Annotated in this window: 10 protein-coding genes and 1 pseudogene; 3 read left to right on the plus strand and 8 right to left on the minus strand. The window is 63.2% G+C overall.

The features are described 5' to 3' along the window. The 7 genes from PXH66_RS17370 to PXH66_RS17400 form a co-directional block, all read right to left on the minus strand. Entirely contained in the window at window positions 1–2283 is a 2283-nt protein-coding gene (locus PXH66_RS17370; RefSeq protein WP_330928018.1) for a PAS domain-containing sensor histidine kinase, read from the minus strand. Window positions 2284–2372: 89 nt separating this feature from the next. After that, window positions 2373–5168 (minus strand): Tad domain-containing protein, encoded by a 2796-nt coding sequence (locus PXH66_RS17375; RefSeq protein ID WP_330928019.1) that lies wholly within the window; start codon window positions 5166–5168, stop codon window positions 2373–2375. 88 nt (window positions 5169–5256) lie between these two features. Next, window positions 5257–8031 carry a hypothetical protein gene (locus PXH66_RS17380; protein ID WP_330928020.1) on the minus strand — a complete coding sequence of 925 codons (2775 nt, stop codon included), beginning with the start codon at window positions 8029–8031 and terminating at the stop codon, window positions 5257–5259. Next, the gene (locus PXH66_RS17385; RefSeq protein WP_330928021.1) at window positions 8028–12650 is read right to left on the minus strand and encodes a DUF7927 domain-containing protein; all 4623 of its coding nucleotides are present in this window, start codon (window positions 12648–12650) and stop codon (window positions 8028–8030) included. Before PXH66_RS17385 ends, PXH66_RS17380 begins: the two co-directional genes overlap by 4 nt. Before the next feature lie 135 nt (window positions 12651–12785). Then, entirely contained in the window at window positions 12786–15344 is a 2559-nt protein-coding gene (locus PXH66_RS17390; protein ID WP_330928022.1) for a beta strand repeat-containing protein, read from the minus strand. Window positions 15345–15463: 119 nt separating this feature from the next. Continuing rightward, complete coding sequence (locus PXH66_RS17395; protein WP_330928023.1) at window positions 15464–15976, minus strand: hypothetical protein; 513 nt, start codon at window positions 15974–15976, stop codon at window positions 15464–15466. Window positions 15977–16219: 243 nt separating this feature from the next. Then, window positions 16220–17320, minus strand: coding sequence for a hybrid sensor histidine kinase/response regulator (locus tag PXH66_RS17400; RefSeq protein WP_330928024.1), 1101 nt, complete (start codon window positions 17318–17320; stop codon window positions 16220–16222). A gap of 121 nt (window positions 17321–17441) precedes the next feature. Here PXH66_RS17400 and PXH66_RS17405 point away from each other — a divergent pair, with 121 nt between their 5' ends. Beyond that, window positions 17442–18353 carry a phosphoribosylaminoimidazolesuccinocarboxamide synthase gene (locus tag PXH66_RS17405; RefSeq protein ID WP_330928025.1) on the plus strand — a complete coding sequence of 304 codons (912 nt, stop codon included), beginning with the start codon at window positions 17442–17444 and terminating at the stop codon, window positions 18351–18353. Window positions 18354–18379: 26 nt separating this feature from the next. Here the strand turns inward: PXH66_RS17405 and PXH66_RS17410 are convergent, their stop codons facing one another. Then, a complete protein-coding gene (locus PXH66_RS17410) occupies window positions 18380–19708 on the minus strand; it encodes a CinA family nicotinamide mononucleotide deamidase-related protein (RefSeq protein ID WP_330928026.1) in 1329 nt (442 codons plus the stop codon). 85 nt (window positions 19709–19793) lie between these two features. Between PXH66_RS17410 and PXH66_RS17415 the strand changes: the two genes are divergently transcribed. Both PXH66_RS17415 and PXH66_RS23155 read left to right on the plus strand, forming a co-directional pair. Further along, complete coding sequence (locus PXH66_RS17415; protein WP_330928027.1) at window positions 19794–21263, plus strand: excinuclease ABC subunit UvrC; 1470 nt, start codon at window positions 19794–19796, stop codon at window positions 21261–21263. 15 nt (window positions 21264–21278) lie between these two features. Then, window positions 21279–21782 (plus strand): annotated as a pseudogene (locus PXH66_RS23155) (ATPase); the annotation flags it as partial. Window positions 21783–21934 lie beyond the last annotated feature (152 nt).

The following is a 21934-nucleotide window of genomic DNA, read 5'->3' on the forward strand; positions in this document are numbered from 1 at the left end:
TTATGCCTCCGATTGATTGAGGGGCAGGGTCACGGTGAACTGGGTCCCCCGCCCGACTTGGGATTGAAATTCGATGGATCCGCCGTGGGCCTGCAGACAGTATTTGACGACCAACAGGCCGAGTCCGGTGCCGGCGATCTCGGCAACGTTGCCGGCTCGCACGAAGAACCCGAACAGCTGGGGCTGATCCGCCTCGGGAATGCCGATGCCTTCGTCTTTTACCACCAGCGTCAGGTGGTCCGGCTCGCGGGTCACGGCGATGGTGACCGGGTGGCCCGCCTCCGAGTATTTGCACGCGTTGGACAACAGATTGGACAGCACGTGGGATGTAAGTAACGGATCTATGGATACACGTTCCCCGGCCACGATCCCCGTGGTCACGAACGGATGACGGTGTTTGTCGCGCTCGCCCGCCGCCCCACACAGTTTTTGCAACAGCGGTTCCAACTCGGTGGGCGTGGGATGACACTTGATCTGGCCATCATCGGCTTTGCCCAACAACAGCAGATCATCGAGGATGGCTCGCAGTTCGCCCACGCCGTTGAACGCGCACTGCACGTTTTGACGAATCTGAGTGGTCGAGAGTTTTTCGAGATTCTTGAGGACGAGTTCCAACCCGAGCGACACCGTGGCCAGCGGGGTTCGTAGTTCGTGACTGGCCATGTGCACGAAGTGTTGCCGCATTTCGCTGAGCTCTTTTTCGCGGGCCAGATTTTCCATGAGGCGTTGCTCCGCCTCCTTGCGCACCGTGATGTCGGTGATGGTGCCGATGAGGCGTTGCGGCGCGCCGTTCTCGTCAAACGTCGCCTGGGCCCGCACCATGATCCAACGGTAGACGTTGCCGATCACAAGAATCCGATGTTCGCATTGAAAGACGTCGGTCTCGCGCCGGAAGTGGGCGTCGAGCACCTTGTTCATATCGGCCCAATCGTCCGGATGCACCACCCGCTTCCACGTCGCAGCCGCTCGCGTCAAATCTTCTTCCGACACAGGCAACTGGGAACGCCACCGCGGCGACATGTAGACCACATCACGTGGAATATCGTAGTCCCACACCCCGTCACGGATGCCGTCCACCGCGAGCTGCCACCGCATTTCACTCTCATGCAACGCGGCAGCAGCCACCTCGCGTTCGGATACGTCACGGCAGATGCAAACTGATTCCCCGTCCGGCAATAAGGTGAGCGTCAGCTCGATCGGAAAGTAAGCCCCATCAAGACGGCGGGCTTTTGCCATCCCGCTCCAGTTTCCCGCCTGCCGCAGTTTCGGACCAATTTCCGCTTCGAGACGGGCCGCTTCGTCAGCATCATGGATGATCTTCCAATCCTTCCCCAGGAGATCCGATTCCGTTTCGAATCCAAACATGCGGTAATGCGCACGATTGAAGTAAAGGTATCGACCGTCCGCATCAATGCGAGCGATGCCATCGACCGCTTCGTCCATGGCCACGACCTGAGCCCTGATCTCGGCTTCGGCGAGGTGGCGTTCGGTAAAATCCACCAGAGTGCCACATAGGGCCAGGACCTTGCCCCGATCGTCCAACCGGGTCCGGATGTTCACCTGCAACCAACGAATGGATCGGTCGGCACAAACCACTCTGAACTCCCGATTGTGAGTGCACTCGGATTCCGCTGCGATCTGCCCCAACCAGTCGGTCATACTGGTGCAGTCGTCTTCGTGCACAAATTCAGCCAACGGATAGGCCAGCGATTCCGCCACGGGATGCCCGGTGACCGTGGTCCAGGCCGGATTGAGAAAAACCAGACGGCCTTGAGCATCCGTCTGGAAAACCACTTCATGTAACCCATCCACCAGCTCTCGATAGCGGTGCTCACTCTCGCGCAGCCGCGACTGATACTGGTTGCGATTGGTGACGTCGTGAAAAATGCATCGCAACGCCTGTAACGCGCCATCGCCTAAGACGATCCGCACGGTGCCCTCGACCTGAATCGTCACTCCCTCGCCACTCCGCAACGCCGTGCTGATATACATCTCGGTCGAACGGCCCTTCGCGATGGTTTCCGTCAGAATGCGGTGAAACCGATCCCGGTGCGGCGGCGCGATCACGTCCAAGTAGGTAAGTTCCCGCGCATCGAAGGCGCTGTGATCCATCGCGTCGCACCACGTGCGATTCACGAAGACGAGCCGGCCCGAGGCATCGGCGCATTGAATCAAATCACTGGTTCCGTCCAAAAGGTCCAACAATTGGCCGGCCGATTCCTGCCGGTCAGCAGCGCCATGCTTAGGGACGGGTTTTGAATTTTGGATCGGGTTGCTTTTCACATCCCCAATCTACCGTTTTATAGGGGTTTTTTCCTATAAGACCCGACCACCAATTCAATCTGGGTAGTAGCACCCAGAAAGTGTAAAAATCAGTCGTCGAGCCGGACGCTAAACGTGACCTCTCCCGTGGCTCCCGGGCGCAATTCGCCCTCGAACGTCCAGGTCAACGCCCCCGTCCCACCCGCACCAGGGTTCGTAAGCGACACGGCGGTAAGCCCTTCCGCCAAAGCGGGGGTAGGTGCCGCCACGAGTTTCGTGAAGGTGGGCGTCATGTCCCGAACCACCAGGTCCGAAATCGGGGCACTGCTCTGATTTTGATACCGAATCGTGTAAGTGAGGGTCTCGCCCGGCAGCGCCAGGTCTTTGTCGACCTCTTTGAAGAGCGTCAGGCCATTCGCGCCGGTATCACCCACTTCGGTGAGATCGGTCCGGCTGGCCGGGGAAAACGTCAACGCGGGCGCGTTGGCCGCCGTGAGTTCGGCGGCGAGCACAGACTGAAATTGAGCGCCCACGGGAGCGGCCACGGGCACGAAAACCTTGGCCACGAGGCCCACGCTTTCGCCCGCCGCCACGTCCAGTGGTCCCGTCACTTGCGGCTCCCCGGGATCGACCTGACCGTTGTTGTTCAAATCCTGGTAGAGAACGGTGGACCACCCGTCGATTGCCGGGGTCGCCCGGGTGGTCACCGTGAACTCCACGCGACCGGTGGTGCCGGCCTCGAAGGTGTGCGGATAAAAAGCCACCGCCCCGGCCTCCACCGTTTGGCGACCCTCGGTGGTGAGTCGGCTCAGCGGCACGTCACCAAAATCAAGACCCACGCGATCAAGTGCCGGATCGTGCGAAAACGTGATGGCATCGGTCGCCGCATCGTAGGTGCCGGCGCTGTCGCCCACGTCGCCACCGGTGGAAACGTGGCCCGTCGCATCCACCGCCCGCACCCGCAAGTCGGTCCCGGCAGGAATACCGCCGTCGACAAAAAATGAATACGTGCCGTCGCCACCGGTTTGGGTGGTCCCGAGGACCGCGCCGGTCGCGACATTTTCCAATCGCAGCGTCACGCCGGTTTGGCCGGGCTCGGCGCCGTTGCGGCGGCCGTCGTTGGCGGTGCCGCCACCGGTGCCGGTATCGACAAAAACGATACCGCTCACGGTCACGCCCGAGGCGAGACCGAAGTTTTGGTTCGTCACATTGGCATCGAGCATGACGACCTGTTCCCGGCGCAGGGTGTTTTGTTCGATCGCCGTCCAGCCCGACGGCACGGCGGCGGGAGTGACGTCGGACAGCGTGGAGTTGTCGTCGATGACGATGTGATACTCGCCCATCATCACATTCGGAAACGTGTAGACGCCGGTGGCCGGATCGACCGTCACCGCTTGGGTGGCCGGGCCACCGGGGGAGTCGGCCGGGATGAGTTTGGCGTAAAGGGTCAGCCCGGTGCCGGCCTCGCCGTTGTCGATAAAGCCATTGCGGTTGTCGTCCCGGTAAACCGTGCCGCCGAGTGCGTAGCCGCACATCTGATCAACGCCATAGACCGTCACATCGATTTCGCCGAGATTAACGCCGAGGCCGTCCAGCACGGGGTCGACCACGTCGGTCAGCGTCGTGCGCAGCGTCGGGCTGAGCGCGTCGCCATAGGTGGAATTCAGGTCGCTCGTAAGCGTCGGGACCAGTTGATCGAACGCGGCTTGGGAAACCGGATCCAGCACGGCTGGTTCCTTCGTCTCAACGTTGATTTCGAGACTGTTGGTGAGTTCGTCGACGATGTTGTCGATCGCGACGGAGCCCACTCCGGCCGTCTGAGTTTCGGAGAAAGGACCGAAGTATTGGAGAATGTAGTAGCCGGCATCCTGACCGCTGGCCGTAGCCCGAGCATTGATTGAGGCCGTGACCGGCTCGCCGGAGAGAGAAAGATCGAGTTCACCAATCTCGGTGTAACCGAAGTCGGACGAGTCGATGGTGGTATTGCGGTCGAAGAAGAAGGCGTCGTCGATGGCACCGAGGTAAACGTCGGCGAGACCGGGCCGAGCGCGCACTTTGACGAAGCTGTTGTCGGCATCGATAACCTCAATCACGCCGTCGCCGCGCCCGACCACTACGTAAAGATCAATCTTGGACAGGGTGGCCTGGTCCACACTGGTGCCCGGCGGCAAGGTGCCGATCGCCGGGCCGAGCGCATCGAGCAACGTCGGCGTGAGATCTTGATTAACCAGATCGACGCTAATCTTGAGGCGCAGACCGGCACTGCGAAAAGTGGTGCCTTCGGGCCCGCAAGTGATGATGGGCGGCTCCTCGACAATGGTGGTGATGGTCACGTTGTTGAGCACATCCCCCACCCCGAGCGCCGCACCGTCAATGACCTGCGGCACCGGCACGACCGTGTTGTCGTAGCTGTATTGTTGGGACGACGCCGTGATGAGATCGAGACCGCCGATCGAGAGCATCGACGGATCCTCGGCATCGATGAAGGAGCCCAACGTGATCGTGCCCGCCGCGTCGTCGACGGGAATGGCGGCCACGGCCGCAGCGGCTTCGGTATCACCCTGGGCGAGGAGCGTGCCGGCGATGGCGTCGAGTAATCCGGCCGGGGTGACGCTGGTGGCAAGGGCCGCCTGGGTGTCGTCCGACCCGGTAAGATTGAGCAGAAGGTTACCCACGTTAACCTCGGCATCGCTGATGCTCTGCAGCTCCGTCGGCGTGAGGTCACCGGTGGTGCCAAACAGCGCACCCGTCGCGGTGTTGAGAATCGTCGCGGTGGGACCATCGACGGTAACGATGTTCGAGCTGATGCCGACACAGGCCGATTTCGGGCAGGCCGCAGCGCTCAGTCTTCCGGCGGAACTGAACCACAGAATCGTCAACGCACTGAACCAAACCAAACTTTTCATGGCAGAAGCATATCGAGTCTGGGGTGAAACGCCTATGAGGACATATCACCGGAGCAAATTGGGTAGTAGCGCCTAGTTTTTGTAAAAATCAGTTATCGAGAACGACGCTGAAAGAGACTTCCCCCGCCGCTCCAGGCAATAGTTCGCCGGCAAACGTCCATGTGAGCGCACCCGTTCCCCCGGCCCCAGGATTGGTGAGCGTTACTGCCGTCAAACCTTCCGCCAGCGGCGGAGGCGGCGCCGCCACGAGTTTGGTGAAGGTGGGGGTGGCATCGCGCACCACCAGTTGTGAAATCGGGGTGCTGCCTTGGTTGGTATAGCGAATCGTGTAGGTGAGGGTTTCACCCGGCAGGGCGAGATCCTTGTCCACTTCCTTGAAGAGAATCAGCCCGTTCGCCCCCGTGTCTCCAACTTCCGTCAAATCGGTGCGCGAGGCTGGCGTAAACGTCAGTGCCGGCGCGTTGGCCGCGGTGAGTTCGGCTGCGAGGACGGAAACGTATTGGGCGCCGATCGGTGCCGCGTCAGGCACCAGCACCTTGACCACCAGATCGACGCGCTCACCGGCCACCACGGCCAGCGGTCCGTCAATCCGGGGCTCGCCGGGTGTGAGTTGGCCGTCGGCGTTGAGATCGTGATAGAGCACGGCGGACCACCCGTCGACCGCTGGGGACGCCCGGGTGGTCACAGTGAACTCCACGTTGCCGGCAGTGCCGGCCTCGAAGGTGTGGGAATAGAATGCAACCGAGCCCGCCTCCGCCGTTTGCCGACCTTCCGTGGTCAAACGGCTGAAGGGCACATCGCCAAAATTGAGTCCCCCACGGCTGCTCACCCCGTCATGCGTGAAGGTGACTGCATCCGTGGCGAGGTCATAGGAACCGGCGCTGTCACCAACCTCGCCACCGGTGGAAACATAGCCGGTCGCATCGACGGACCGCACCCGGAGGGTGGTGCCGGCACTGACCGCGCCGTCGATGGAAAATTCATACGTGCCGTCACCGGCCGTCTGAGTCGTAGCCAGCGTCGCACCGGAGTCGGCGTTTTCGAGGATGACCTTTACTCCGGTCTGACCGACCTCGGCTCCGTCGCGAACACCGTTGTTGGCCACGCCTCCCCCCGCACCGGTATCGATGAACACGCGGCCGGCGACGGTGACACCGTTGGCGAGGCCGAAGTTTTGCTCGATAACATCGGCATCGAACACGATCACGCCGGTGCGCTGGAGCGACGGCTGCTCGGTGGGCGTCCAGCCGGCGGGCGGAACCAGCGGCGTCACGTCGCTGAGCGTGTTGTTGTCGTCGATGATGATATTAAACTCCGCCATGGCCACGCCGCCGAACGTATAGACTCCGGTGGTGAGATCGACCGGCACCGCCTGCACGGCGGGACCGCCAGGAGCATCGGCCCGCACCAACTTGGCGTAGAGGGTAAGCCCCGTTCCGGCCTCTCCCGTATCCAATGTGCTGTTACTATTTATGTCGTGATAGACCGTGCCCGAGATGGAGTAGTCGCACATCAGGTCCAAACCGTAGACCGTGACATCCGCCTCGCCCAGGGTTGCCCCGGAGGCGGAGAGAATGGGATCGACCGCATCGGCCAGCGCCGGGCGCAGCACCGGGCTGAGGGCATCGGCGTAGACCCCGCTGAGCGCCGGAGTTGCGGTGCTCACAATCGTGTTGAAGAGCGTCTGCGAAACGGGATCGAGAGCGGAGGGTTCCTTGAGCGAGATCTGGATCTCCAGATTATCGATCAACGAACTCACCATGTTATCGATCGCCACCGCCCCGTCGCCAACGGTCTGCGTTTCTGCATAGGGACCGAAGTATTGGAGAATGTAATACCCAGTATCCTGTCCGCTCGAAAAGGATCGCGCGCCCACCGAGGCCACCACGGGTTGGCCATTGATGGTCATTTTCAATTCACCAATCTCGCTGAATTCAAAATCGCTGGGTTCGATCACCGACGTGCGGTCAAAGAAGACGCTGTCATCGATTGACCCGAGATAAACGTCGGCGACTCCGGGACGGGCGCGCAGTTTCGCAAAATCGTTGATGGGATCGAGAACTTCCAGCGCTCCATCCGCCCGACCGCTGACAATGGCGAGGTCGATGGACGTGAGCGATACCCCATCGACACTCGTGCCGAGAGGCAGCGCACCCAGCAACGGACCTGCTTCGGCCAGGAGATCCTGCTCCACCAGTTCAAAGTTCATTTTCGTGCGTAGGCCGGCACCACGAAACTGCGTGCCTTCGGGTCCGCAGATGATCTGCGGCGGCTCCGAGACGGACGACTTGACCGTCACGTTGTCGAACAGTGACGGCGGTAGTCCCAAGGAGGAGGCACTCACCACAGTCGGCACAGGCGCGGTGGGGTTGTTATAGTTGTAGGTGGCATTGACGGTCGCCAGGAAATCGCTGCCCGGAAGGATCAGCATCCCGGGATGATCGGAGGTGAGAAAATCATCCACGGCCAGAAATCCGTCGGTGGAGCCGGAGATGGAGCGAAAAGCATCGGCGCCATCCGCATCACCCGCGTCCTCCAACACCGTGGCCGCCGCGGCAAAGAACTGCGCGGGAGTCGCCAGGTTGGACTGCGAATCCACGGGATTCTCGCCCGGGAAAAGGGTGACCAGCAAATCGCCAAAATCGATCCGGGCGGCATCGATCGCCTGATACTGGGCGGCGGTGAGATTGTAGCTTTGACCGGTCAACGCTTCGTTGGCGGCATTGGCGGCTTCGGCATCAGAGTCGGAGGCACCCGCCATGCGGGCGGAGATTCCCGCGCAGGCCGACTTGATGCAGGTGGCTCCGTGCACGGCCAAAGGAATGGCGAGAACGAGGCAGGCGATTAGTTGGCGGAGATTCATCGGGCCCATCCTTTGGCTTGGTCGCGAAGTCCCTGGAGGGAGTCTTCGTCGAATTTGATTTTCATGGTGAGGTAGAAGCCGTGCGAAGCACTGCCGTCGGCGATGAAGTCCTCATCGCGGAAACCGGAAACGTTGTAGCCGACACCGAGACGCATGTTGTTGCGCACGACCAACCCGACTTCGGGGCCGATCGCCCAGCTACCCCCGACGTCGTCACCGAAGCGACCGTGCGCCGCGATGGAGGCGTCCCAGCGGGTGCCAAAGGTGCGGGTGACTTTCACAGCGGCGAGGCCGGCCATGCCCCGGTAGGACAGATCACCGTCGCGCTCGTCGTAGGCTTTGCCGGCGAGGCGGGCGGAGACTTCCCAGCGCGGGGCGGGCATCCAATTGATATCGGTCGAGAGCACGTGGACGTTGCGGCGGCGTTCGCCGTAGCTGCCGGTCGCGTCGTCGAACCGGAACTCGTATTTGCCGAGGATCTGCCATTTCGCGTCGCCGACCGGGCGGTAGGCGGCACCAGCTTGCAGGCGGCCCTGAATGCGATCGCCGGGACGGTCACCGTCGCGCTGGTTGATGACGAGCACGCTGCGACCGAGCGCGGTCCAGGACTCGTCGAGGCGACGGGCGTAACCGAGGGTGCTCAGGATCGTGTCCTGGTCACCGCTCTGGCGCCATTCGAGGCGACCGTTGGCGCGCCAGTCGGGGTTGACCGCGTAGTCGATGGCGGCCGTGGCCGACATGGTCGACGGACGGGCTTCGCCTTCAAAGACGTGGACTTTTTCAAAAGAAGTATCGAGGCGCACGCCCTCGCGCAGATCCCAACGGTTGCGCAGGCCGGAGGCGGCTTCGATCTCGCGATCGCCGAACTCATCACGGATGCGGTATTCGCTGAAGGTGCGACCGTTGCCGCCCACGCCGCGCTCGAGACCGATGACGGTCGAAGCGTCGCGCTGCAGCTTGTCGGGATCGAACGGCAGGCTCAGCTCGGACTGGAACTCATGGCGACCGTAGAGGCGGCCACGCTTGCCCAGGTCCCAGTCGAAGCCCGTGGCGACCGTCTCGCGACCATCACCAAGATCGCGCTCGTATTCACCGTAGGCGGACGCGCCTTTGAGGAAGGGCAGCTCGCGGCCGACGGCGAGTTTCACGGAGTTGATATCGTCGGATTGAGCCGTCTCCGGGCGACCCTCGCGGGCCCCGATCTCGGTGTGGCTGTGGCGCAGGCCGGCGGTGAAGTTCCACGCCCCGCGTTGGTGACGCAGCTCGCTGCGCACGCCGTAGTATTCCAGGTCGCGAGCTTCGGCGGCCTTGTAGACACCCTCGGTGTAGAGCGTCCAGCCGGGCTTGAGTTTGGAGGTGACGCGCACGGCGCCTTCGGTGCGGCCCGGCATCAGCGTGGCGGTTTGGTTTTCAAACGTCTCCTCGGTGCGACCCAGGTGAGCGCGGATGTCGTGCTTGCCCTGTTTGTGGCGCAGTTCGACGCGACCGGCCAACCCGGCGCCGCTTTCGTCGCTTTCGCTGCGGGCCACCTCGGCGAGGATGCTGGTGCCGTCGCGCGGCTTCCACTCCACCGTGGCGCCGGTGAGCAGGTAGTGGTTTTCTGGATTCTCATCGCGAGCAACGGTGGCACCAACGGTGAGCGACTCGGTGAGATCAGCGCTCGCGCCACCACCGTAGGTCCAGAAGGACTCGCCGCCCTGATCCACCTCGTAGGTGACGCGCAGCGACACGGGGTTGAGATCGGCGTCGAGGCTGGGCACCGGAGCGCGCAGCAGCAGGCGGCCGCTGAAGGGTTCGAATTCGTAGTCGACGAAACGGGAAAGGGTCTGGGTGCGGATGATTTCCGAAGCGGAGTTGCGGTCGCGGGTGATGATCTCGACGCGCTCGCTTTGCAGGATGCCGTCGCGGTTGCTGAAGGTGAACGGACCCGAGGTGCCGTCGGCGGGCAGCTCCTCCACGACCTGGGCCGAGGTGCCTTCGCTGGCCCACGCGTCGAGTTTCACGCCCCCGATTTCGCCCTGAGTGCGCACGCCGTTGAGGCTGCGTTGGTAGGTGCCGAGCGAGGCGCCACCGCGCAGGTTGCGGCGATCGGTAGTGGTGAAGTCACCGAGCAACAGGTAGTTTTGACCCTGTTCGAGACGCACGTAGAGGCGACCGGTGGACTGGGCGTCGAAGCCGTGCACGGCGCCGTCACCGTAGACGGGATAGTAGGCGTCGGGCTCGATGTCGCGGAAGAGGCGATCACGATCGGCCTTGTCGGAATCGTAGGCGGCGGTGAGCAGCGTGTCGCCGCGGACCTTGCCCTTGAGGTAGAAGGCGGCGCGAGCGCCGGCGGTTAATTTTCCGTCGGAGGAGGAGGTCGTGAAGGCTTGCAGCGCCTCCTCGAACGAATCCCCCGCTCCGACGGGTTCAAGTGATGAGGTGCCGCGCAGGTCGATGCGGCCCTCGATCACGCCGGTGGCGATGAGCGGACGCAGGGCGGGCACAAAGGCGATTTCCTCTTCGGTGCGCAGGATGCCGCTGGAAGCAGCGACGCGACCGGTGCCGGCGCGCAGGGGCGGCAGCAGTTCAAAGGTATCTTCGCCGCCGGTGATGAAAACTTGGATACCTGGATCCAGGGGATCGAGGTCACGCACCTGCCAGCGACCGGCGGTGGTTTCGAGCGTGACGGGCATGCGAGCGGTGACCGGCACGCCGTCCTCGTCCTCGAGGCGGACGATGATCGACGCCGGGGTCAGTCCGTCGGCGGCGGCGCCATCGACGGGAGGCAGCAGCACGATGCGGCCGAGTTGGGCGGGAGCCAGCACGGTCACACCGTCGCGGCCACGCTCGTTGCCGAACATGTCCATCATGACGGCCTCGATGCGGTTCTCACCGGTGACGAGTTTCACGCCAACGTATTCCCAGGCTTCGCGGCCATTGGCAGGATCGCGCACGACTTGGCCGAGGCGATCAGCCCCGACGGACTCCCCGTTGATCTCGACCGAGAAGCTGGCTCCCAGGGGACCTTTGATCCAGAGGGTGGTTTGCGGCGCGGCGAGGATGGTGCCGTCGAGGGGAGCCATGATGGCGAGATCGGCCCCCGTGGCATCGGCCGTGATGGCGGCTTCCAAAGTGCGGGGGCGGGTCGAGGCGGCGGGAGCAGCTTCGCCTTCAACCGAATCGATTTCGGCGTCACGGCCGGTTTGCAGCACCTCGGCACCGCCGACCAGACCATTGGCGGGCAGAGCGCGCACGTCGCTGAGATCCTGGGAACGATCGTCGGCGGAGAGGTCGCGGCGCAGGGTGCGGGCGAGTGAGCGGGTGACGTCCTCGGCATCGCGGCGGGCCTCGATGGCGGCGGCGATGAGGTCGAAGTCGCCGCTCACAGGGAAGTCGGCGCGATGGATCTCGTAGAATTTGAGGTTCACGAAACGCGAACCGGGGCGACCAGCGAAGCGGGGGTCGTCACCGCTGGGAGCGGCGGTGGCCGGGAGCGTGATCTCGTCGAGCTTGAGCGCATGAGTGCGGGCGAGCAGGCCGTAGAAGCTGTAGCGGCCGTCGGCATCGGTGATGGCGTAGGTGCCGTCTTCGAGGAAGAGGCGAATGCCGGGCACGCCGGGTTCGATTTCACCGGGGAAACCGTCGCCGTCGAGGTCGAGGAAGACGCGACCGAGGATGGCACCGCGATCGGTGAAGACGCCGGGCTCAATCTCCACGGCCACCTCGGCGAGGTTGCTCATGATGGCGGGGCCGACGGCGTAGGCGCGGTTGATGCCGTCGCCCTGGAGCGCATTGGGACCAACGCGAACCTGGTAGGTGATCTCGACGGATTCACCGGCTTCGACCTCGCCCACGAAGAAATCAATTTCACCGTTGGGCAGGAAACGATCGGCCAGCACCACGTCGTCGAGCCGAGCGGAATCGGGGACGTAGGTGAAGCCGAGTGGCAGGCGATCGCGGACACAGACCTGGAGGAGACGCTCGGAGCTGATGTTGCGGGTGCGCAAGCGGTATTGAATGCGATCACCCACGGAAGCGCGGGCGCGGTCGGCAGTTTTTTGGACGAACAGACCGATGAGATCTTCGCCTTCGACCACCGTCACCCGGCTGACGTTTCTGAGGGTGCGACCCGAACTGCGGGAGGAGACGTTGAGTCCGATGCTGGCGACAAAATTGAGCGGGGCCGAATCGGGGACGATGCCGACGATGATGATGTTGTGCGACGCGCTGCCCGCGACTTCGAACCATTGATCGAGCTCGATGCGTTCTTCGCCGGGATCGACCACGCCGTTGCCATTGGCGTCGTAGATGGCGTGCAGGTCTTCAAGGGCGAACTCGGAGTCGTCGAGATTGAAGAGCGAGACCATGTAACCTTCGTCCTCATCATCGAGATGGAAGAGCGCGTGGGGGAAAGTGACGATGCTGCCGGCGGATGAGACGGTCTCGGCGTCGGTGGTGATCGTGAAGTGCAGGTCGCCGGCCACGACGGTGACGACGGTATTGGAAACGAGCACGGAATCGATCGGGCCGTCGAAGCTCGCGGTGGCCTGATTGATGATCTCCTCACGCGGTCCGCCGTCGTTGCCACGGAGGGTGGCGACGCAAAGCAGGAGAGTTAGGATCAGGCGGATGTTCATCGGAAGACGGGGGTCGAAAAGTAAAGCGGCGAAAGGGAGGAAAAGTGGCCGGTCCGGGGAGTTGCCCCGGACCGGGAAGGGGGTGGTGAGCGGGAGGCGACCTCAGCCGCGTCCCCTGTGCTCACCGGTTGAGGGTTACTGGTTGATGCGGACGCCGAAGCTCACGGTGGCGGTGCCGGAGGGAGCGATGGTGCCGAGGTTGAACTCGAGGGCGCCGGCTGATCCGTCGGCGGGCGTGGAACCCACGCTGCCTTGGCTGGCGGCGGCCGGAGTGGTGGCATCATAGACCGTGAAGGTCGGGGTCGAATCGGAGACGACGACGTTGTCGGCGTTGGTCGATCCGATGTTTTTGATCGTGATCTTGTAGAGGATCGAAGAACCGGGGACGGCGCCCGTGGTGATCTGATTGATGCTGTAGGCGGTGTCGGCGGTGCCGTTGTTGTCGGCATCGAGGGCTTGCTCTTTCAGGATCGTGAGATCGCTGGAGATCACCGTGGAGACGTCGGTCGCGCTGACGGCGGCGGGGACGGTCTCGGTGCGGGTGCCATTGGCGGTCGTGGCGGACAAGGTCGTCGTGTCAGCCGAGCCAGCGGGCGCTCCCTCAGGGGAGAAGACCTTGACCAGGAGTTCGACGCTCTCGCCCGGCTCGAGACCGGCACCGCTGTTGCTCACGAAGCTGAGGTCGGTGACGACGGGCTCTCCCGGATCGATCACGCCGTTGCCGTTGACATCGTGGTAGATGATGGAGGTCCAGCCGTTGAGGCTGTCCGCGCTGGCGAGGCTGACGGTCGAGGCGATGTTGTCACCTTCGAGCACGTTGCCGTTGTTGGTGAGGGTGTGGCGGTAGACCACGGAACCACCAGCGTAGATCTGTTGCACGTTGTTCGGAGTCAGCGTGAGGCTGCGCTCGGCCGCGACGGACACGGCGTCGTGCTTGATGTCACCCGAGCCGGAGTTCGGCGAGAGGACACGGAAGTAGATCGACTCGGTGACGGGCTCGGAGCCGGCCGGCACGATGACATCGGCGTAGACCAGGAGGTCGGCACCGGCGTTGATGACGGGCGTGCGGGCGATGACCGCTTCATTCACGTCGCGGAACACGACGGTCCAACCAGCCGGGAGGGCGATCGAGGAGTGATCGGCCACGGTGCTGGCGGTGAGGTCGAACGTATCCGCGCGACCACCGGTGTTGTTGACGTAGAGGGAGAAGCGGGCGGTTTCGCCGGCGTTGACCGTGAGGGTCGTGACGGGATCGGCCTCGGCGCCAGCGCCAGCGCCCGGAGCGGACGGACCAGCGGAGTCGTTGGTGAGGTCGACCGTGTTGAGCACGATGGCCGTGAGGGTGTCGGCCGCGGTGGCGGCGACGCCGGAATCGAGGACCGAACGAGCGGTCTTGTTCGCGGTGTAAGGTCCGCCGGAAGCTTCGACCGGGAGGGTCGCGAGCAGGATCACGGTGTAGGACGCGTTGGCCGCGAGAGGACCGGTGTCAGGGATGCCGTCGCCGTTGCTGTCGAGCAGCGCGGTGGCGCCGTCGGCCTGCGCAAGGCGGAAGGCCGTGCCAGCGGGGAAGTCGTTGCTGTCGACGGTGACGTTGAAGGTGTCTTCGCCGAGACCGTTGTTGGTGATCACGTTGGTGAACGCGACCGTGCTGCCCTGAGGGGCGGAGGCGACCGTCTCACCGACGATGCTGACCGCAGCGCTTTGGCTGACGGTAAATCCGACGGTGTTGGAGGTGCGGGGACCGACGGTGGCAACGCCGTCGCTGTAGGTGTAGGACACCTGGTTGTTGATGTCACCGGGAGCGGCATTGGCATCGATCGAGACCTGGAAGGTCACGGTGCCGGTCTGGCCGGGCGCGACGGAATCGATGACGGCTTTGACCTGGCGGGAGATCGGATCGTTGTAGCTGTAGTTGATGCCGGCCGGGTCACCCGCGTTGGCATCGGTGAGGGCCGAGGCGGAACCGCTCCAGCGGGCGCTGCCATCGACGTAGACCAAACCGGTCGGCAAGTCGTCGATCAAGGTGACGGCCGTGGCGGCGGTGTTGCCCGTGTTGCTGAAGGTCAGCGTATAGGTATAAGGACCGCTGCCCGGCGCACCGGAAGAGGAGCTCATGGACTTGGTGACATTGATCACTCCGTTTTCGCTCACGATCGCGGTGTCGTTGTTGGCCGCGGTGGCGGAACCATCAAAGCCACTGACAGCCGAAACGGAAACCGCGGCGGTGTCATCGGAAGCCACCGAAGTCGGGACGGTGCCGGAGACGACAAACGAGAACGACGCCCCGGAAGGCAGATCGCCGGTCGAGGTGATCGGCGTGCTGCTGTCGGCGCGACCGTCGCCATTGGCGTCGGCGTAGATGGCGAGACCGCTGAGGTCGAAGTTGTCACCGGCCCCTTGCGTGAAGCTCAACGCGTAGGCGTCGGTGCCGTTGCCGGTATTGGTGAGGGTGTGCGGGAAGGAGACCTGACCGCCCGGGGCCACACTCTTGGTATTGTCGGAGGTAAGCGTGAGACTCGCCACCTGTTGCACGATGGTGACGGCGACGTTGGACGTGGCCGTGCGTTCCGTATTGGAAGCGTCCGTATACGTGGCGGAAGCTTGATTACCGATGCTGCTACCAGCGGCAGGCGCAGCGGCACGAAGCACGCTGATACCTGTCACACCGGCCAGCATCAAGGCGGCGACAGTCACACGAAAACGTGTGGACCCCCGCGCCGATTTCTTAGCGAATGAATTAATCATCGGGATGTTGGATTTGTGGTTTTGGTTTAAAGCGCGGGAGCGCTCTGAAAGAGAAGGGAGGTCAAGGCTCAGCGGGATTTATTGAGCGAAGCGCGGGCGACGACCGTGGCACTCGAACCGGCGTCGAGCTGGGCGACATGCCAGCGCAGGGCCCGCACGACGCGGGAGTTGTCGGCCTTGAGGGCGGCCACCGCCTCGGCCATGGGCACAAAGGTTTTGCCATCGAGGCTGGCTTCCGCCGGAGCCGGTGAGGCGGCGGTGAGGTCGCAACGCATGCCCTCGGGAATGGGGAGCACCGGGGCGAGATTGGAGATGTGACCGTCACCGGTGTTGCGGTAGACGGCGGTGTATTGAATCACATCGCCGGGTTGAGCGGGGCTCTGGGTGTCGAACACCTCGGTGCCATCGACGGTGGAAATGACCTTCTCGGCCACGAGGCCGATGCGAAGGTCGCCGGCGGCGACGGCGCTGGCGGGCAACAAAGCCACCGTGAGCAGAACGAGCAGAGCGGAAAGGCGGGAGAGAGAAAGCGGCGCCGCAACGCGGGAGCCACTGAGATGGGAAAGGAAGGCGGAGTTCATGCCGCAAATCCTACCGAAATCGGGATTTACAACCCATCGGCTCAATTGGCCAATTGCCCGTGAAAGCCCCTACCCAACGCGAACTAGGTGCTACTACCCAGACGCGGATTTAAGAACCTGGGGGGCCAACGGTAAGCGCAACGTTGCGCCCCACTTACGGGTCACGCGTGTCTCCCTGGCGCGTTCATCCCACACTCACACCGGCCTCCGTCCGTCCCACCCCGATCCCGCGGATCGAACAAGTCAGGCGCGCGGCAGGCGAATCCTGACCTCGAGACCGCCCGTCGCCGGTGAACTGATATCGATCGAGCCACCGCTCAACTCCGTGAGTTGAGTCGCATTGCTCAATCCGAGTCCCATGCCCTGTTGCTCATCAGCCGGGCGGTGAAACTGACGAAACGGCGCGATTTCGGCGATCTGTTCGGCCGTCATCCCGATGCCGGCGTCGGCGATCAACAGCTCGATTTCGGAATCATTCCGCGACGAGAGTTCGACCCGAATCGGCGTGCCTGGGGCGGAAAACCGGCTGGCGTTGTCCACCACCTCACCGACGATCGGCTCCCACACTTGACCCGGCGCTTGGATGCGCCCGTCGCAGGTGATGATTTGTAAATCTTGAGCGCGGTCGTGTAACGCGGCCCTCCGCTTCACGAGTTTCTCCAACGACACCTGAGGATCAATCGGGTCGCCCCGCAGAAAACGCGCCCGGCCTTCGGGTCCCGCCGTTTTGAGCATATCGAGTTGGATGTGGAGCATGAGCTTCACCGTGAGTCGCTCCAGGCGCTCCCCGCCCTTGATGATCATGTCGATCATGGAGGGCGTGTCGTCCGGCACCGGAGTCCCCGGTTCGAGTTCTTCGCGCAACAATTGCGCCACCCCCATCACCGCATTGAGGGGAGTGCGCATTTCGTGCGGCAACGTGACCAGCATGCGTTCCTGCTCCTTGACCAAGGCCGTGCGCTGGGCTTTGACCCGGTCCATCCGCGCGCGCACCGCCCGTAACAATTCGGCTACATCAAAGGGCTTCGGCAGGTAGTCATCCGCCCCGGATTCCATCCCCTCCCGCACTTCCGGCAGCGCTGACCGCGACGTCAAAAATATAAACGGCACCTCGCGACCAAACTCCGTCTGCCGCAGCTCCCGCAGCATTTCGAGACCGTCCATCACCGGCATCAACAAATCGCTCAACACGAGCTGGGGCCGGTGACGCAACGCTTTCTCCAACCCCTCGCGACCATCCGTCGCCGTCACCACCCGGTAGTCATGCATCTCCAGCGCGATCGTGACCTGCTCCCGGAGCAAATCATTGTCATCAACATAAAGAATACACTCCGGTGCGGCCATAAGGGACTTACTGGGCTACGATGGTGAAAAGTAGTCAACTCGACGCGCGCAAGACGTTCTTACCGCTTGGCGAAATTTGCGGCGTGATTTTCCGGTCCACCACCTCCAAAAACTCTCATCGATGACCACCGCCGAGATTGCCGCCGCCCTGCCCGCTTCCGCCCGCCTCACGGTCGAGGGCCTCCCTTTCCCGCTGCTCGCTTCCGGCAAAGTGCGGGAGATCTTCGACCTCGGTGACGCCCTGCTCCTGGTCGCGACGGACCGCCTGTCCGCGTTCGACGTGATTCTGCCCGACGGCATTCCCGGCAAAGGCATCCTGCTCAACCAAATCAGCCTGTGGTGGTTCGAGCGCACCGCCGACCTGATTCCCAATCACCTGTTCCCCGACCAAGCGGCCGAGTTTGCCCGCCGCGGCATCACCGATCGCGACCTGCAACTGCGCTCCATGATCGTGCGCAAACTCACCCCCCTCACCATCGAATGCGTCGTGCGCGGCTATCTCGTCGGCAGCGGCTGGAAATCCTACCAAGAGAGCGGCCAAGTCTGCGGCCACGTGCTCGCACCCGGTCTGGCCCAGGCGGCCCGCCTACCCGCGCCATTGTTCACGCCGACGACCAAAGCGGCCGTCGGCGACCACGACGAGCCCATCAACGATGCCGAGGGTGCCGCCGAAATCGGGCCCGCGCTCTATGAGCAGGTCAAGGCCGTCAGCCTCGCGCTGTATCAGCGCGGCCACGACACCGCCGCCGCCGCCGGCATGATCCTGGCCGACACCAAATTCGAGTTCGGCACCGACCGCACCGGCCAACTCGTGCTCATCGACGAAGTCCTCACGCCCGACTCCTCCCGTTACTGGCCCGCCGACGAATACCGCATCGATTGCTCGCCCCCCAGTTACGACAAGCAGTTCGTGCGCGACCACCTCGAAGCGGTGGCCTGGGACAAGTCGCCGCCCGCGCCCCGGCTGCCCGCCGCGACCATCGCCCGCACGCAGGAAAAATACCTCGCCGCCCTGCGCAACCTCATGGGCTAAGCGCGGCGCGCGCGGCATTCGTTCGCCTAGGCGTCGAGATCGATCGCGCGCGGCAAAGCCGCTTCGCTGTCTCGCGCGCGCACCAGTTCGCGCCGCAGCCAATCAAGCGCGGCGTTGACCGCCCGCCGATTGACGGCGTCACGACGACCTGGATACCGCAGTCGCTTCGACCACACCCCGACCGGCGTGTAGAGCGCCACAAACATCGTGCCGATCGGGTTCTCGTTGGTGCCCCCGCAGGGACCGGCAAATCCGGTGATGGCGAGCCCGTAGTCGGCGCCGAGTTTTTCCGCCGCGCCTGCCGCCATCGCGACGGCGTTTTCCGCACTCACCGCGCCGTGCTGCATGAGAATGTCCTCCGGCACATCCAGGAGCTGCATTTTGGACTGGTTGGAGTAGCACACCGAACCACCCGCAAAAAACTTGGTCGCCCCGCAGATGTCGGTGAACGCGCTCGCCAACATGCCTCCGGTGGCCGTCTCCGCCACCGCGAGGGTTGCCTCGGCGGCGCGCAACATGTCCGCGCAATGCTTGGCCAGTGAATCATGCCCGAAACCCATGAAGTTTTCTCCGAGCAATTTCGCACACTTCTCCGCGATCGCCTGCACGTCGTCGGCGGACAGGTCGGCGCTGGCCGAACTCAGGCGACAATCGACCTGCCCTTGGTGGGCGCAAAAGGCGACATTGAGCCGACCGGCATGCGCTTGAAAAATGGGCTGCAAACGCGTCTCCAGCGCCGACTCGCCGATACCCGCCGTGCGCAACTGCACGTAGACTTCCCCTTCCGTGAGCAACCCGAGCGCGGCGAGCTTGGGCAACACCTGCTCGGTCAGCATGGGCTGCAATTCGTTGGGCGGACCCGGCAGCATGACCAACACCTTGCCATCCGCCGCATACCACAACCCCGGAGCCGTGCCGTGGGCGTTGGGGATGACTTCCCCGTCGGCGAAACGGTAGGCCTGCTTGAGATTGTTATCCGTCATGCGCCGACCAAACGATTTGAACCGCTCCAACATCGCCGCCTCGATCGCGGGATCGAAAACCAGTTTCTGTCCCAATGCCTCCGCAATCACTTCGCGCGTGCGATCGTCACACGTCGGCCCCAGCCCGCCGGTCGTGATCACGACATCGGCCCGCGCCCAACTCTCGCGAAATTGGGCCGTGATGGATTCGATGTCGTCGGAGATCGTAACATTGCGCGAGAGTTGCGTTCCGCGTTTCCGCAGTTCTTGTCCCACGAACGTCAAATGACCGTTGGCCGTGAGCCCCAGCAACAGCTCGTCGCCGAGCGTGATGAGCTCGAAATTAACCCGCTTTGAGGAAGCGCTGAGTTGGGAGGGAGACGGAGAAACCATTGGCAGACCACTAAACTAAGTTAAACTCCCCATTTTTCCAGCGACCGGTTCAATTCATTTTGAATGATCCCTTTAGACTAACTCGATGAGCGCCTCCCCCGAATTGAAAGAAAAGGTCCGCCGCCTGCCCGAAAAGCCCGGCGTCTACCTGATGAAAGACCGCCTGGGGCGCATCATCTATGTCGGCAAAGCCAAGGCGCTTAAAAAGCGGGTCGGCACCTATTTCACCCCGTCTCGCTCCCACGCCCACTCGCCCAAAATCCGTGCGCTCATCGATATGATCGCCGATTTCGACACCATTGAGGTCAAGTCCGAGCCCGAAGCCCTGCTGCTCGAAGGCCGCCTCATCAAGCAGTGGAAACCGAAATACAACACCGACTTCATCGACGACAAACGCTTCCTGCTCGTGCGAGTCGACCTCGGTGAACCTCTGCCCCGCTTCCGCCTCACCCGCTTCCGCAAGGACAACCGTTCGCGCTACTTCGGCCCCTTCGCCCACAGTGGCCTGTTGCGCAAAACCCTCGTCCAAATGCGCCGTCAGTTCGGCATCCTGCTCGGCGACTCCACCCCGCAACGCCTGCCCGACGGCCGCTGGCGGCTCTACGACGACGTGCGCCAGGAAATTTACGGCCACATCAACGAAGTCACCGTCGACGACTACCGCGCCCGCGTCGACGAAGCCTGTGCCTTCCTCGACGGCAAGTCCCGCGAATGGCTCGAATCCCTGCGCGAGGAAATGCAGGCCGCCGCCGCCAAACAGGCCTTTGAAAAAGCGGCCGAGCTGCGCGACATCGTGTTCGCGCTCGAAGGCACGTTGCAAAAAACCCGCCGCTTCGAACGCGACCATCCCGTCGTGCGCACCGACGACGAAGCGCTCGGCCGCCTGCGCGACGCCCTCGCCCTGCCCGCCGTGCCCGAACACATGGAGTGCTTCGACATCTCGCACATCAGCGGCACCTACGTCGTCGCCTCCATGGTGCACTTCACGCACGGCAAACCCGACAAAGCCCAGTATCGCCGGTTCAAGATTAAGAGCTTCATCGGCAACGACGACTTCCGCGCCATGGAAGAAGTCGTTGGCCGCCGCTACCGCCGCCTCCGTGACGAAGGCCGCGCCCTGCCCGACCTCGTCGTGATCGACGGCGGCCGCGGCCAGATCGGGGCCGCGTTAAAGAGCTTCGTCGCCCTCGACCTCGAACCGCCCGCCCTGATCGGCCTGGCGAAGAAACACGAGACCATCATCTTCCACGACGAACGCGAACCGCTGAACCTCGGCCTCACCGACCCCGGCCTGCAACTCCTCCAACGCCTCCGCGACGAAGCCCACCGCTTTGCCAACACCTTCAACGCCGACCTGCGGAGTAAGAAGATCAAGGAGTCCATTCTGGACGATTTTCCCGGCCTCGGTCCCGCCCGCCGCACGGCGTTGCTCGATCACTTTGGCAGCATCGACAAACTCAAAGCCGCCAGCGCCACCGCCCTCGCCGAAGTCCCCGGCATCGGCGACAAATTCGCCAGAGACCTCCAAGCCTTCCTGCGGCAGGATGCGCCCTGACCGAAACCCAACGGCATGAAGAAAATCCTGATTATCGCCGGACCCAATGGGGCGGGAAAGACCACTTTCGCCGAAGAGTTTCTCCCTCACGAAGCGGGTTGCCCCGAGTTCGTAAATGCAGACCTGATCGCCGCCGGACTGAGCCCGTTTCGCCCCGATCACGTCGCTTTCACCGCCGGACGCCTCATGCTCAATCGCCTTCGCGCCCTGTCATCCACCGGACAGAATTTCGCCTTTGAGACCACCCTGGCGACCAGAAGCTACCTCCGCATGATTCCCGCATGGCAGGCGCTCGGCTATCGCGTGAAGCTCTACTTCCTCAAACTCCCCGACCCAGAAATTGCGATAGCGCGGGTGGCACGCCGGGTTCGTTTGGGCGGACATGACATTCCGGCGGATACGATTCGACGCCGCCATGAACGAGGTTGGAAAAACCTCCAGAACGACTACCGGCATATCGTAGACGAATGGGCGATCTACGACGCCGCCAGTGCACCTGCACATTTGCTGGCCACCGGAATCCGTGTCCCACCTCATACCACCATGGAAGAAGCGGCTCCCTATCAACCGACCTCCACCTCGCCAACCACTGTGCAGCTTTCTGATGACCCGGATTTTCAGGGGGCGGAGGCCGCTTTCAAGCGGGCCGCCATCAATGCCATCAACCGCTC

This window comes from Synoicihabitans lomoniglobus (assembly GCF_029023725.1).
In the GTDB taxonomy this organism is placed as follows: domain Bacteria; phylum Verrucomicrobiota; class Verrucomicrobiia; order Opitutales; family Opitutaceae; genus Actomonas; species Actomonas lomonigloba.